Raw genomic sequence first — 13224 nt, 5'->3', positions numbered from 1 at the left:
CGCAAGGAGTGATGTGGATATGAGCAGTTCCTATCGTTGGGTTATCGTCGCGGCCGGCGCACTGATGACGTGCGTTGCCCTCGGCGCCATGTTTTCTCTCGCCATTTTCCAGCAGCCGATCGCAACCGCGACCGGCTGGTCGCATGCCGGCATCGCCAGCGCCATGACGCTGAATTTCATCGTCATGGGCATAGGCGGCTTCTTCTGGGGCGCTGCCAGCGACCGATACGGACCGCGCCCGGTCGTGCTGATCGGCTCCGTCATCCTTGGGTTGGCGCTGATGCTTGCCAGCCGCGCGGAAACGCTTCTGCAGTTCCAGCTGACCTATGGCGTGCTCGTCGGTCTCTCGGCCAGCGCCTTTTTCGCACCGATGATCGCCGCGACGACGGAGTGGTTCGACGAGAACCGCGGCCTTGCCGTCTCCTTGGTTTCGGCCGGTATGGGCGTTGCGCCGATGACGATCTCGCCCTTCGCGCGCTGGCTCATCACATCATATGAATGGCGCCCGGCGATGATGATCATCGGCATCGGCGCTCTCATCCTGATGATCCCGGCCGCCCTTCTCGTGCGCCGCCGGCCGTCGCCGCCTGTCGATGCACATGACGTCACCCTTTCAGCCGAAGGCAGCGGCCCTGATCTCTGGAAGGTGTTCCGCTCGCCGCAGTTCATCGTGCTTGGGCTTACCTTCTTCGCCTGCTGTGCGGCTCATTCCGGGCCGATCTTCCATATGGTGAGCTACGCCACACTCTGCGGCGTTGCACCGATGGCTGCTGTCAGTATCTACAGTGTCGAGGGTCTCGCCGGCCTCGGCGGGCGCCTGCTTTACGGCACGCTGGCGGACCGGATCGGCGTCAAGCCAGTCATCATCGCAGGCCTGCTGGTGCAGGCGGCAGCCCTTGCCACCTACCTCGCCGTCAGCAAGCTTGGGGAATTCTACGCGCTCGCCGTCATCTTCGGCAGCGCCTATGGCGGGGTGATGCCGCTCTATGCCGTACTGGCGCGTGAATATTTCGGCCCGCGCATCATCGGCACGGTGTTCGGGGCCGCGACAATGCTCTCCAGCATCGGCATGGCCTTCGGCCCGCTGATCGGCGGCTGGATCTACGATACCTATGCCAACTACTCGTGGCTGTTCATCGGCTCCGCGCTTGTCGGACTCGGTGCGGCGGCAATCGCACTCGCCTTCCCGCCGTTGCCGCGGCAGAAGGCGCAGCCTGCGCTCAATCTGTCCTGAGCGTTTCTTTGTTTTTACGCAATTCCGGACGCAAAACGCTCAAGCGCTTTTGCTGGAATTGCTCAGTCGAAACAGAGCTTCCGGTCGAGCTCGCCGAGCGGTCTCACACCTTCGAGAAGCGCCCTCGCCTCCTCCTCGTCGCGCTTGATCTGCGCGACGAGCGGATCGAGCCCATCGAACTTCAGTTCAGGGCGCAGATAGCCGAAGAAGGAGACCGAACAAGTCTGGCCGTAGAGATCGCCGCTGAAATCGAAGAGATAGGTTTCGAGCAACGGCACGCCGTTTTCCGTCACCGTCGGGCGCCGGCCGTAGCTTGCCACCGCATCATACAGCCTGCCGTTTTCGAGGCGGAAACGAACGGCGTAAATGCCGGCTGCGAGTTCCGCCTCCGGCGGCAGCTGCATATTGGCGGTCGGGAAGCCGAGCTGGCGGCCGAGCTTCTCGCCATCGATCACCTTCGCCTGCACCGTATAGTGATAGCCGAGCATGGCGGCGACGGAGGAGACATCACCTTCCTTCAGCAGCGCACGGACATGGCTCGATGAGACGACATCCGTGTTCTCGTCGCGGAATGCGTCGATCAGAGTGACGCCGAAACCATATTTGTTGCCGGCATCCATCAGGAAGGCAGGTCCACCTTCCCGGCCGCGGCCGAAATGGAAGTCGAACCCGGTCACAACTTCGGAGGCGCCGAGCCAGTCCTTCAGGATGGAATGGATGAAATCATCCGCCGAGCGTTGCGAGAATTCGTAGTCGAAAGGATATTCGATGACCGCGTTGAAGCCCAGCTCCTCCAGGATGCGTGCCTTGAAGGGCGCCGGCGTCAGGCGGAAGACCGGCGCATCCGGCTTGAAAACGGTGCGCGGATGCGGCTCGAAGGTCAGCACCAGGGCGGGTATGCCGCGCTCCCGTGCGATATCGAGTGCCCGGTTCAGCACCGATTGATGGCCGCGATGAACGCCGTCGAAATTGCCGATGGCGATGACGCCGCCTTTCAGATGCTCGGGTAGCGGATCGCGGGTTTCATTGCGGTGGAACACGGTCATCGATTTGTTTTCTCTTATGCGAGGCGCGGCATCCACCACTTGGGTGCGGCTTTTTCCCGTTCGAGATAGGCGTTGAGGATCGCCTCGTCGGTCTCGCCGTTCAACGTATATTCCTTCGCGTGGATGCCGCCGCTGATGTAGAGAAGGTCGAGCCCATAATTCAAGGCGCCACGAACATCCGTCGGCATGCCGTCGCCGATCGCCAGCACACGGTCGATGGGGAAATCACCGCGGACCTCGCGGGCAGCGGCAAGGGTTGCCTCATAGATCGGCCGATGCGGCTTGCCGGCGATGCGGGTGGAGCCGCCGAGCTGCTCATAATAGGCGGCCATGGCGCCGGCGCAGGGAATGATGCGGTGGCCGCGCTCGACCACTAGATCGGGATTGGCGCAGATCATCGGCACGTTGCGGGATTTGAACTCCTGCAGCATGTCCGTGTAGTCCTCGGGCGTCTGCGTCTCGTCATCGAAGAAGCCAGTGCAGACGACCGAGGTGGCTTCGCCGGCGGCAGCGCGCTCGATATCGAGGCCTTCGAGGATCGGGCTGTCGCGCTCGGGACCAAGCAGGAAGATCTCGCGTGGACCTTCGGCGATCAATGTCCGCGTGACATCGCCCGAGGTGACGATGCGGTCATAAGCGCCGTCGGGCACGCCGATCTGGCGCAACTGCTCGACGACCTGCCAGGAAACGCGCGGCGAATTGGTGATGAGAACGACGGCCAGACCTGCGGCGCGGGCCGCCTGCAGCGCCTCACCAGCCTTCGGAAACGGATCGACGCCATTATGCACGACACCCCAGACATCGCAGAGCACTACGTCATATCGATCGGTGATCTCGGAGAAATTCGCAATCCGCTTTGCCATTCCGCTTTCCTGCTTCGCTTTCGGTCACCGGTGACATTGCAAAGGCGGGCTTCAATGGCAAGGCATTTTCTATATTAGGCCAAGAACGCCGGAGGCTCAAAAGCTGGACGTGAGCAAAGCTCGGTAACCACGCCGGACAAATCCCGCCTGTCTTCACAATTCCGGCACAAAAATCCGTGAAGGCTCTTCTTGACTCCTTCAGGAGCCATCCCTAAATGCACGGCGCTAGCACTCACAGGAGTTGAGTGCTAACATCCACCTTGTGGGCCACCCCGGTCCGCGAATGTCATTTGATCGAGGGATTAGACAATGGCAAGCACCAATTTCCGCCCGCTTCACGATCGCGTCGTCGTCCGTCGCGTTGAATCCGAAGAGAAGACCAAGGGCGGCATCATCATCCCGGACACCGCCAAGGAAAAGCCGCAGGAAGGCGAAATCGTCGCTGTCGGCTCCGGCGCCCGTGACGAATCCGGCAAGGTCGTAGCACTCGACGTCAAGGCTGGCGACCGCGTTCTGTTCGGCAAGTGGTCGGGCACCGAAGTCAAGATCAACGGCGAAGACCTTCTCATCATGAAGGAAGCCGACATCATGGGCATCATCGGCTGATCCAGCCGTTCGCCTTTTACCCGATATCGTTGACACCCCTTTTCAGGAGTTCTCAAAATGGCAGCTAAAGAAGTAAAATTCGGCCGCGGCGCGCGCGAAAAGATGCTGCGTGGCGTCGATATCCTCGCTGACGCAGTGAAGGTCACCCTCGGTCCCAAGGGCCGCAACGTCGTTATCGACAAGTCCTTCGGCGCTCCGCGCATCACCAAGGACGGTGTTTCGGTCGCCAAGGAAATCGAACTCGAAGACAAGTTCGAAAACATGGGCGCCCAGATGGTCCGCGAAGTTGCTTCGAAGACCAACGACGTCGCCGGCGACGGCACCACGACTGCAACGGTTCTCGCACAGGCCATCGTTCGCGAAGGCGCAAAGGCAGTTGCTGCCGGCATGAACCCGATGGACCTGAAGCGCGGTATCGACCTCGCTGTTGCTGAAGTCGTCAAGGATCTCCAGGCTAAGGCCAAGAAGATCAACACGTCGGAAGAAGTTGCCCAGGTCGGCACGATCTCCGCAAACGGCGAAAAGCAGATCGGTCTCGACATTGCTGAAGCGATGCAGAAGGTCGGCAACGAAGGCGTTATCACCGTCGAAGAAGCCAAGACCGCTGAAACCGAACTCGAAGTCGTCGAAGGCATGCAGTTCGACCGCGGCTACCTGAGCCCCTACTTCGTCACCAACCCGGAAAAGATGGTTGCTGATCTCGAAGACGCCTTCATCCTCCTGCACGAAAAGAAGCTCTCGAACCTGCAGTCCATGCTCCCGGTTCTCGAAGCTGTCGTTCAAACCGGCAAGCCGCTCCTCATCATCGCTGAAGACGTCGAAGGCGAAGCTCTTGCGACCCTCGTCGTCAACAAGCTGCGTGGCGGCCTGAAGATTGCTGCTGTCAAGGCTCCGGGCTTCGGCGACCGCCGCAAGGCCATGCTGGAAGACATCGCTATCCTCACGGGCGGCACTGTCATCTCCGAAGACCTCGGCATCAAGCTCGAGTCTGTTACCCTCGACATGCTCGGCCGCACCAAGAAGGTTTCGATCTCCAAGGAAAACACCACGATCGTCGACGGCGCTGGCGCCAAGTCCGACATCGAAGGCCGTGTTGCCCAGATCAAGGCCCAGATCGAAGAAACCACCTCCGACTACGACCGTGAAAAGCTGCAGGAACGTCTTGCCAAGCTCGCTGGCGGTGTTGCCGTCATCCGCGTCGGCGGTTCGACGGAAGTCGAAGTGAAGGAAAAGAAGGACCGCATCGACGACGCCCTTAACGCGACGCGCGCTGCTGTTCAGGAAGGTATCGTACCGGGCGGCGGCGTCGCTCTGCTGCGCTCTTCCACAAAGATCAAGGCCAAGGGCGAAAACGACGACCAGGAAGCTGGTATCAACATCGTTCGCCGCGCTCTCCAGGCTCTGGTTCGCCAGATCGCTGAAAACGCAGGCGACGAAGCTTCGATCGTTGTCGGCAAGATCCTCGACAAGAACGAAGACAACTACGGCTACAACGCCCAGACCGGCGAATATGGCGACCTGATCCAGCTCGGCATCGTCGACCCGGTCAAGGTTGTCCGTACGGCTCTGCAGAACGCGGCTTCGGTTGCTTCGCTGCTGATCACCACGGAAGCCATGATCGCCGAGCTGCCGAAGAAGGACGCTCCGGCAATGCCGGGCGGCATGGGCGGCATGGGCGGTATGGACATGATGTGATAGGCCGAAGGCCTTTCACAGCGTCGTCCGTAAAACCGCCCATCATCCAAGATGGTTCAGCGCGTCAAGCGCGCTGAACAGGCGGTATGGACATGATGTAAGGCTCTGGTCATCCATCTGGGCCATCCGGTTCAGTTCAGGAAAGGGCGGTCTTCGGGCCGCCCTTTCTTTTATTCAAGCGATTCGAAGAACACCTTGTTTAATAAGTCGCTTGAACGTTTAATCTGCGGCAGAAAGCGTGATTTTTTGATCGAGGCTTTCGCGAAGCTTGCGCCACGGTACATTTTTCAATTGCGAAGAATTCGGATGCAAAGCTCATAACCTACGAAGATTGCATGCTGTGCGGAGAGTGGAACCGTTTCCACAGCATGAAAAGCTGAGTTCCAGCCGCAAAATTAGTGTGAAACCCACAAATCTGCAGAAAACCCTTGTCATAACGCCAGCCTAACGCCCGGAAAAAGCCGTTGCCGTTTGCGCAAAAGCTCCTATAAATCCGCGCTGCAATTGACGTTCCAGCCCGGAAGAATACTCGCCGCAGACGAGACCGGAGCACGCCAAAGGCCAATGCGTGAACATTCGGGCTTCGAAGGTCTCCGCGAACATACGAGAGTAAATCTTGCGGAAGGCATTCGTGCGGCGACCATCTGAGGTGCCGCCGAGCAACTGTTGCCGCGAGATCAAGCACAGGCATGATGCCTGCCGCTACGTGATCCTGTTTCTTTGTGTTTGCCGAGTGTGCGGCGGGGCAGCCGCACCCGAATTGGGGAACGCCTTGTTTAAGATCGCCAAAGCCAATGCTGCCGCACCCTTGATGCCTGGCTCGCTGGACTACAACAATCATAATCACGAAATGTTGGCGCAGTTTTCCGTGTCCGAAAGCTGGATCGGAGATTTTTCGACAGGCGTGATCAGGCTCGGAGAATGGAGCGCGATGCTGCACGGTCTCTCGGCGCAGGAATGCGGCCTGTTGAGCCTGGTGCGCTGCTATAACACCAGGGATCGCAACCACGTCCTGCAGCTCTTCGAGCAGGCGGCGACGCTTTCCTCATCCTTCTGTTTCTCGACGACCATCATCATGCCGAACGGTTTCCGTCAGCCGCTCTTTTGCATGGGCGAATCCAATGGGCTGGAGGAAAAATACAGCGGCAGCATGGTCGGCGTTTTCATCTTCCCGCGCTTCAAGCTGGAAGGTACCAGCCAGATCGCCAGCCGGCAGTAATCTGCCTGCATGGACACAAGAAAAGGCCGGTCTCGCGACCGGCCTTTTCTGTTTCAATCCTAAGACCGTCAGGCGGGCTTCACCGGAATGCTGAGGCCCTTCTCGCTCGCCGGTCGGGCGATGCAGCGCTGCAGCCAATCCATGACGGCAGGGAATTTCGCATATTCCAGCACCTCGCGGCCACCATAGAAGATGTCGGCGCCGCGGAGCCACGGGAATGTGGTGATGTCGGCGATGGTGTACTCGTCGCCCATGATCCATTGGCGACCCTGCAGGCGGCTTTCCAGCACGCCGAGCAGGCGCTTGGATTCGTCGCGATAGCGCTCCACCGGATAGGAATTGTTGGCGACCTTGTCAGCGGCGAATTTATAGAAATGGCCGAACTGGCCGAACATCGGGCCGATGCCGGCCATCTGGAAAAAGACCCACTGGATGGTTTCATAGCGGCCCGCGGCATCAGCCGGGATCAGCTTGCCGGTCTTTTCCGCCAGATAGAGCAGGATGGCTCCAGATTCGAAAAGGCCGATCGGCTTTCCGTCCGGGCCATTGGGGTCGATGATTGCGGGAATGCGGCCGTTCGGGTTCAGCGAGACGAATTCAGCCGTCTTCTGATCGGTGGTCGCGAAGGAAACATAGTGAGCCTCATAGGGCAGACCGAGCTCCTCCAGCGCCACAGAGATCTTCACGCCATTCGGCGTCTGAAGGGAATAAAGCTGAATAATATCAGGGTTTTTCGCCGGCCAGCGGCTGGTGATCGGGAATGCGGAAAGATCTGCCATCGGGGTTCTCCATAGTGAGGAGGCGACCATAGAAGACGCCTGCACCGCAAGGCAAGTCACCCGATCGTTTCGTATTAGTGAACAAACTGTCCGCTGGCGTTTATCTTTCCCTGACGTCAGAAAAAGGCGAGATAGAGGGCATCCGAGGTCCAACACGGTGCCGGGGCATCAAGACCTCAAAAGTCATTCAACGGAGCAACGTCCATGTCGAATACGAACAACGCCCTCATCCTTCTCGCCCGCATTCTTCTGTCCTTCATGTTCATCCTTGCCGGCTTCGGCAAGATAACCGATGCTGCCGGTACTGCGGGCATGATCGCCGGTGCCGGCCTGCCGGCAGCAACCCTCCTGGCCTATGCTGCAGGCCTCTTCGAACTGCTGGCCGGCCTTGCGGTTCTCACAGGCTTCCAGGTTCGCATCGTCGGCTGGCTGCTCGCAGGCTTCTGCGTATTTACAGCCGTTGTCTTCCATCTGCCCTACGCAAGTGGCGCGGAACTCGTGAATATCCTCAACCAGATCATGGTCATGAAGAACATCACACTGGCCGGCGCATACATCCTGCTCGCCACCGTCGGTGCCGGTGCCTATTCGATTGATGCACGCCGCGGCCTGCAGGCCGTCGCTGCCCGCTAATTCCATCTCCTCCCAAAATGCAAAACCCGCCGTCTGCTGACGGCGGGTTTTGCATGTTCAGTAATTTGGTTCAGAGAACCGCGCGGACAGCCTCGGCAATCGCCGTCACCGTCGGCGTATCGGCATGCGTATCCTTGCGGGCACGCACCAGGCAGGCTTCCGAGCGCAAGATGACGCCATCGGAGAGCACCTTGAGGTGATTGGCGCGCAGCGTCGAACCGGTCGAGGTGATATCGACGATGATATCGGCCGAGCCGGAGGCCGGCGCGCCTTCCGTGGCGCCCAGGCTCTCGACGATGCGGTAGAGCTGGATGCCGTGCTGGCTGGAGAAGAACTGCTGGGTCAAGCGCCAGTATTTCGTGGCGATTGCGAGACGCCGGCCGTGACGGGCGCGGAAATCGGCAGCGACATCCACCAGATCGGCCATCGTATCGACATCCAGCCAGATTTCCGGCACGGCGACGACAACATCGGCATGGCCGAAGCCGAGGCGGGCGCAGAATTCCACCCGTCTGTCGGCTTCAGCCAGTCCCTCGCGCACGAGGTCTTCGCCGGTGACGCCGAAATCGATCGAGCCGTTGCCGAGCTCGCGGGAAATTTCCGAGGCCGAGAGGAAGGCGATTTCCACATCGTCCCAACCTTCGACACGGCCGCGATAGGAGCGATCGTTGCCGACTGCGTAGATTTTCATGCCGGCACGCTCGAAGATCGCAGAGGCGTCATCCTTCATGCGGCCCTTGGAGGGAAGCGCAATGGTGATCGTCATGCGGCGGCCCTTTCGGTTTCGATACGGTCGAGCCAGAGGGAGAAGCCGACGGCGGGAATGCGGTCCTTGGCGCCAAGGAAGGTCATCAGCCTGTCGAAACGGCCGCCGCCGGCCAGAACCGCCGAGGAGCCTTCAACCATCACCTCGAAGACGAGGCCGGTATAATAATCGAGCGGACGGCCGAAAGCGGCGCGGTATTCGATAAGCGACAGATCGACGCCGGCATTGGCGATCGCTGCGACGCGACCATCGAAACGCGCCAGCGCATTGCCGAGCTTCAGTCCGGCCGCGTCGGCGAAATGCGAAAGTGCCGCTGATGCATTGACAAGCGGCACGTTGAGCGACAGGAACTGCTCCAGCACTTGGAAAGCGGCGTCATCCAGCCGGGTCTCGGACAGGACGAGCTTTTCCTTCAGGCGGCGGGCAATCTCCTGCGGCGAGCGGCTGGCGTTTGTGGAATAGCCGGTCGCCTGCATCGTCTCGTCGATATAGGAAACCAGTGCCGCCTCATCATCCTCACCGACAAGCCGGGCGACATCATCATCAAGGCCGGTCACGAATTGCGGGCTGACGAGACGCGCCAGCAGCGTCTCCAGTTGGATCATGTTGCCGAAGGCATGGATCAGCCGCTTCTGCCAGCCAAGCGGCAGGCCGAGCGCCTGCACGACGGCTTCGAACACGGCCTGATCGCCTATTGTCACCGAGAGATGCCGGCCGGGCAGCAGGCGGGACAGGATGCCAACCGCATCGCCAATCGCGCGGGCATCGGCGCTCGCAAGGTTAATATCGCCGAGATCTTCAATGCCGGCCTGATAGAATTCATTGCTGCCATCGCGGCGCTGGCGGAAGACTTCGCCGAGATAGGAGTAACGCTTCGGCGTGCCTGTCGCGCTCTCGATATGGCGCAGACAGACAGGAATGGTGAATTCCGGGCGCAGGCACAGGCTGGCGCCGGTTTCGCTTTCCGTCATGAAGATGCGCCTGCGAAGATCCTCGCCGGCGATATCGAGAAAGGGTTCGGCCGGCTGGATGACCGGCGTGTCTATCCGCTCCGCCTTGCGGGCGGCGAATTCGTCCAGAAGCTCGCCGGAGAATTCGGGAAGGTTGATGAGGGCCATATCAGCCCGCCCTCTTCCGGTCCTCCGCCTGCGCGGCGAGGATTTCCTTCACCTTGGCGACGAGATCGGTTTCCGCAACGGTTTCCTGCGCCACACGCGCCTCGCGCCAGGTCGTGTTGTCCTCGATCTCGCCGGAGAGGCGCTTGCCCTCGATGAGATCCTTGATCTGGACGACGCCCTGCGCACGCTCGTCGCCACCCTGGATGATGGCGATCGGGCAGCCGCGGCGGTCGGCATATTTCAGCTGGTTGCCGAACTTCTTCCAGTTGCCCTGGAACATCTCGGCGCGGATGCCGGCGGCGCGAAGCTCCTGCGTGAAGCGCTGATAGCGGCCCATGGCCTCGACATCGCCATCCATGACGGTAACGAGCACCGGCTCGATGACATCCTGCTGGCCGAGCTTGCCGAGGTTCTTCAGCGCCGTCATCAGGCGCGAGACGCCGATGGAGAAGCCTGTTGCCGGAACGGGCTGGCCCATGAAGCGGGACACGAGACCATCGTAACGACCGCCACCGCCAACGGAACCGAAAACGACCTTCTCGCCCTTTTCGTTGGTGACGTCGAAGAGCAGTTCGGCCTCGTAAACCGGGCCGGTGTAATATTCGAGGCCGCGGACGACAGAGGGATCGATCTTGATGCGGTCGGACTGATAGCCGGCGCTGGTGACGAGTGCGCCGATGAAATTCAGTTCCTCGACGCCTTCGCTGCCCTTCTCGGTGCCGGCAACCAGCTCGGCGAGCCGGACGGCGCTTTCGGCATAGTTCTTGATGCCGACGAAGAAGAGGACCTTCTCGATCTGATCGTCGTTGAGTTTCGCGCCCTTGGTGAAGTCACCGGATTCGTCCTTGCGGCCTTCGCCAAGCAGCAGGCGCACCCCATCAGGGCCGAACTTGTCGAGCTTGTCGATGGCCCGCAGCACGTTGAGACGCTGGCCGGCCTTGTCGTCGCCGCCGAGGCCGATTGCTTCGAGCACGCCGTCCAGAACCTTGCGGTTGTTGACGCGAATGACATAGTCGCCGCGCTTGATGCCGAGCGCTTCCAGCGTATCAGCCATCATCATGCACATTTCGGCATCGGCCTGAACGCCCGGTGCGCCGACCGTATCGGCATCGAACTGCATGAACTGACGGAAGCGGCCCGGACCCGGCTTCTCGTTGCGGAAGACGTAGCCGGCGCGATAGGTGCGGTAGGGAAGCTGGATCTCGTTGAAATTCTCAGCGACATGGCGGGCGAGCGGCGCCGTCAGGTCGTAACGCAGCGACATCCACTGCTCGTCATCGTCCTGCAGCGAGAAGACGCCTTCGTTGGGGCGGTCGCTGTCCGGCAGGAACTTGCCGAGCGCATCGGTATATTCAAACAGCGGCGTTTCGACCGGATCGAAACCATAATGCTCATAGACCTCACGGATCTTCGCAGTCATTTCGTTGACGGCTCGGATATCGGCTGCCGACCGGTCAACGAAGCCGCGCGGAAGACGGGCCTTGAGCTTTTGTGGTTTCTTCTGCCTGTCGTTCATTTCGGGGGAGTTCCACCTATGTGATAGTGGCGGTTTCCTAGCGGATTGGGCGGGGAGCGGCAAGGGCAAGGGCCTTGATATGGCGACCAGAATCGATTGATCGATGCGGAAAGGACCAGATATCAGGATATCACCATGATCGCGGAAGCCCTGCAGTATCTCACCACACTTGCGCTCACGGGCAACCCGCACCGCCGCTATATCCGCTATTCGGTCAATCTCTGGTCACGCGCCGGTCGCTGCAGCAAGGACTGGGCCGCGCATGAAGAGAGCTGCAAGAATGCCATTCGCACTGCAATGGCGGGCCTTTCACAGCGGCGGACTGCCGTCGTGCTCGGCTCCGGACTGCTCCGGGATGTGCCGGTCGAGGAGCTGGCGAAGAGCTTCGACACAGTGGTTTTGGTCGATCTCGTACATCTGGCATCGGTACGCCTGTGGCTGAAAACCAAGGGCACGCGGAACGTCCGGCTGATCGAACGCGATCTTTCCGGCTATGAGGCGCTTGCAGCCAAAGAGGCAGCGGAACCGCTCGGCTTCCTGCGCAGCGTGCCCTATCTCGATTTCGTCGTCTCGGCCAATCTGCTCTCGCAGATCGGACTCGGCGTAAAGCGGCGATACGAGGCGGAGGCCTCATCCGGGATGCCCGCGGATACTGTGGAACGGCTGATCGCAGCACATCTTCGAGGGGTGGCAGACCTGCCCTGCCGCACCTGCCTGCTGACGGACATTTCCTATGCCGTTATCGACCGCACCGGCAAAGTGCATGAGGACGCGGATCTGCTGCATGGCATTGCGCCGCCCAAGGCAAAGGCCGGCTGGGACTGGCCCGTCGCACCGCTCGGCGAGGAAAGCCGCGACTACCAGATCGTTCACAAGGTCATTGCCACCTGGTGAGGTCCTTGGCTTTTTGCCTGTACCTGCCTATGTTTTTCCCATGCGCGCTTTGGCCCTCATGACAATGTTCTTCGGTTGGCTGGTCTACAGCACCATGTCGGCATGGGCGGGCTGTCCGACCTGCGCATCGATGAATATGGCGGTCCAGCCAGAAACCACGTCGCACCATCATATGGTAGGCATGGCCAAGCCCGATATGGCAGCCAAAAGCGATTCCGCGAAAGATCCCTGCTCCACGAGCGCTGCGCATATGCCGCTCTGTGCCGCCTGCATGGTGCTGCCGGTCGCTGATCTGATTGCCGCCGGCGGTAAACTGGTTTTCGCCTACCCTTCTCCCGCACTCGACCGCGCGCTCAGAGATAACGGGCCCGCGCCGCAGGCGCCTCCTCCTCGTTTTATCTGACGATTTCTTTCACAGAACGGCAGCTGTGAGCTGTTACTCCAAGCTATTGTCAGACAGAGGAAGGAACTCTCATGTCTCTGAAAATCACGACCCTTTCCGCACTCATCGCCTTTGCAGCGCCGGCCTTTGCCGAGGATATGTCAACGATGGACATGTCCAAGCACATGGGCGGCCATGATCCATCCAGCCAGGCCTTCACAGAGGCCAATGACAAGATGCACAAGGACATGATGATCAAATTGAGCGGCGATACCGATGAGGATTTCGTCCGCAGCATGATCCCTCACCATCAGGGCGCGATCGACATGGCAAAGATCGAGCTGCAATACGGAAAAGATCCCGAGATCCGCAAGCTCGCCGAAAGCGTCATCAAGGCACAGGAGGCTGAAATCACCGAGATGAATGCCTGGCTGAAGAAGCACGCCAAGTAAGCTCATCGCGAGAAATGCGAG

14 protein-coding genes are annotated in these 13224 nt (G+C 60.2%); 8 read left to right on the top strand and 6 right to left on the bottom strand.

The annotated features are described in order from the left end of the window. Window positions 1–19: 19 nt before the first annotated feature. Entirely contained in the window at window positions 20–1234 is a 1215-nt protein-coding gene (locus ACK9YZ_RS02390; protein WP_416065551.1) for an MFS transporter, read from the top strand. 62 nt (window positions 1235–1296) lie between these two features. Here ACK9YZ_RS02390 and ACK9YZ_RS02385 read toward each other — a convergent pair whose 3' ends face one another. Both ACK9YZ_RS02385 and ACK9YZ_RS02380 read right to left on the bottom strand, forming a co-directional pair. Beyond that, complete coding sequence (locus ACK9YZ_RS02385) at window positions 1297–2280, bottom strand: bifunctional riboflavin kinase/FAD synthetase (protein WP_216757155.1); 984 nt, start codon at window positions 2278–2280, stop codon at window positions 1297–1299. Between the two features lie 14 nt (window positions 2281–2294). Further along, window positions 2295–3143 (bottom strand): TIGR01459 family HAD-type hydrolase, encoded by an 849-nt coding sequence (locus tag ACK9YZ_RS02380; RefSeq protein ID WP_416065550.1) that lies wholly within the window; start codon window positions 3141–3143, stop codon window positions 2295–2297. Window positions 3144–3452: 309 nt separating this feature from the next. Here ACK9YZ_RS02380 and groES point away from each other — a divergent pair, with 309 nt between their 5' ends. The 3 genes from groES (at window position 3453) to ACK9YZ_RS02365 (ending at window position 6663) form a co-directional block, all read left to right on the top strand. Further along, the gene (gene groES, locus ACK9YZ_RS02375) at window positions 3453–3749 is read left to right on the top strand and encodes a co-chaperone GroES (protein ID WP_004675403.1); all 297 of its coding nucleotides are present in this window, start codon (window positions 3453–3455) and stop codon (window positions 3747–3749) included. A gap of 57 nt (window positions 3750–3806) precedes the next feature. After that, window positions 3807–5444, top strand: coding sequence for a chaperonin GroEL (groL, locus tag ACK9YZ_RS02370; RefSeq protein WP_183749093.1), 1638 nt, complete (start codon window positions 3807–3809; stop codon window positions 5442–5444). A gap of 772 nt (window positions 5445–6216) precedes the next feature. Further along, complete coding sequence (locus ACK9YZ_RS02365; RefSeq protein ID WP_183802127.1) at window positions 6217–6663, top strand: hypothetical protein; 447 nt, start codon at window positions 6217–6219, stop codon at window positions 6661–6663. 68 nt (window positions 6664–6731) lie between these two features. On the opposite strand, the gene ACK9YZ_RS02360 is transcribed toward ACK9YZ_RS02365, so the two are convergent. After that, the gene (locus ACK9YZ_RS02360) at window positions 6732–7442 is read right to left on the bottom strand and encodes a glutathione binding-like protein (protein WP_416065549.1); all 711 of its coding nucleotides are present in this window, start codon (window positions 7440–7442) and stop codon (window positions 6732–6734) included. A gap of 204 nt (window positions 7443–7646) precedes the next feature. Between ACK9YZ_RS02360 and ACK9YZ_RS02355 the strand changes: the two genes are divergently transcribed. Further along, window positions 7647–8075: a DoxX family protein gene (locus ACK9YZ_RS02355; RefSeq protein WP_416065548.1), complete on the top strand. Its 429-nt coding sequence runs from the start codon at window positions 7647–7649 to the stop codon at window positions 8073–8075. 70 nt (window positions 8076–8145) lie between these two features. Here the strand turns inward: ACK9YZ_RS02355 and hisG are convergent, their stop codons facing one another. Genes hisG through hisS form a run of 3 tightly spaced genes read right to left on the bottom strand, consistent with a single transcriptional unit; the run spans window position 8146 to window position 11475 of the window. Continuing rightward, window positions 8146–8841 carry an ATP phosphoribosyltransferase gene (hisG, locus tag ACK9YZ_RS02350; RefSeq protein ID WP_416065547.1) on the bottom strand — a complete coding sequence of 232 codons (696 nt, stop codon included), beginning with the start codon at window positions 8839–8841 and terminating at the stop codon, window positions 8146–8148. Continuing rightward, window positions 8838–9959, bottom strand: a complete 1122-nt coding sequence (locus ACK9YZ_RS02345) for an ATP phosphoribosyltransferase regulatory subunit (protein WP_183728951.1) — start codon at window positions 9957–9959, stop codon at window positions 8838–8840. The genes hisG and ACK9YZ_RS02345 overlap by 4 nt, the downstream gene beginning before the upstream one ends. A gap of 1 nt (window position 9960) precedes the next feature. Then, window positions 9961–11475, bottom strand: a complete 1515-nt coding sequence (gene hisS / locus ACK9YZ_RS02340) for a histidine--tRNA ligase (protein ID WP_416065546.1) — start codon at window positions 11473–11475, stop codon at window positions 9961–9963. Between the two features lie 135 nt (window positions 11476–11610). On the opposite strand from hisS, the gene ACK9YZ_RS02335 reads away from it, so the two are divergent. From ACK9YZ_RS02335 to ACK9YZ_RS02325, 3 genes are all read left to right on the top strand, one after another. After that, window positions 11611–12369: a hypothetical protein gene (locus ACK9YZ_RS02335; protein WP_416065545.1), complete on the top strand. Its 759-nt coding sequence runs from the start codon at window positions 11611–11613 to the stop codon at window positions 12367–12369. A gap of 40 nt (window positions 12370–12409) precedes the next feature. After that, window positions 12410–12772, top strand: coding sequence for a hypothetical protein (locus ACK9YZ_RS02330; protein ID WP_416065544.1), 363 nt, complete (start codon window positions 12410–12412; stop codon window positions 12770–12772). Between the two features lie 71 nt (window positions 12773–12843). Further along, complete coding sequence (locus ACK9YZ_RS02325) at window positions 12844–13203, top strand: DUF305 domain-containing protein (protein WP_416065543.1); 360 nt, start codon at window positions 12844–12846, stop codon at window positions 13201–13203. Window positions 13204–13224: the final 21 nt, after the last annotated feature.

This window comes from Rhizobium sp. ZK1, assembly GCF_047782645.1.
Classification (GTDB): Bacteria; Pseudomonadota; Alphaproteobacteria; order Rhizobiales; family Rhizobiaceae; genus Rhizobium.
Note: the sequence above shows the minus strand (reverse complement) of the source record. Positions and strands in the feature narration are given on the sequence as shown.

Coding starts and splice junctions, on each gene's coding strand:
- ACK9YZ_RS02360 (WP_416065549.1), bottom strand. CDS start 7,442: ATGGCAGATCTTTCCGCATTCCCGATCACCAGCCGCTGGCCGGCGAAA.
- ACK9YZ_RS02380 (WP_416065550.1), bottom strand. CDS start 3,143: ATGGCAAAGCGGATTGCGAATTTCTCCGAGATCACCGATCGATATGAC.
- ACK9YZ_RS02335 (WP_416065545.1), top strand. CDS start 11,611: ATGATCGCGGAAGCCCTGCAGTATCTCACCACACTTGCGCTCACGGGC.
- ACK9YZ_RS02385 (WP_216757155.1), bottom strand. CDS start 2,280: ATGACCGTGTTCCACCGCAATGAAACCCGCGATCCGCTACCCGAGCAT.
- hisG (WP_416065547.1), bottom strand. CDS start 8,841: ATGACGATCACCATTGCGCTTCCCTCCAAGGGCCGCATGAAGGATGAC.
- groES (WP_004675403.1), top strand. CDS start 3,453: ATGGCAAGCACCAATTTCCGCCCGCTTCACGATCGCGTCGTCGTCCGT.
- hisS (WP_416065546.1), bottom strand. CDS start 11,475: ATGAACGACAGGCAGAAGAAACCACAAAAGCTCAAGGCCCGTCTTCCG.
- ACK9YZ_RS02330 (WP_416065544.1), top strand. CDS start 12,410: ATGCGCGCTTTGGCCCTCATGACAATGTTCTTCGGTTGGCTGGTCTAC.
- groL (WP_183749093.1), top strand. CDS start 3,807: ATGGCAGCTAAAGAAGTAAAATTCGGCCGCGGCGCGCGCGAAAAGATG.
- ACK9YZ_RS02355 (WP_416065548.1), top strand. CDS start 7,647: ATGTCGAATACGAACAACGCCCTCATCCTTCTCGCCCGCATTCTTCTG.
- ACK9YZ_RS02345 (WP_183728951.1), bottom strand. CDS start 9,959: ATGGCCCTCATCAACCTTCCCGAATTCTCCGGCGAGCTTCTGGACGAA.
- ACK9YZ_RS02325 (WP_416065543.1), top strand. CDS start 12,844: ATGTCTCTGAAAATCACGACCCTTTCCGCACTCATCGCCTTTGCAGCG.
- ACK9YZ_RS02390 (WP_416065551.1), top strand. CDS start 20: ATGAGCAGTTCCTATCGTTGGGTTATCGTCGCGGCCGGCGCACTGATG.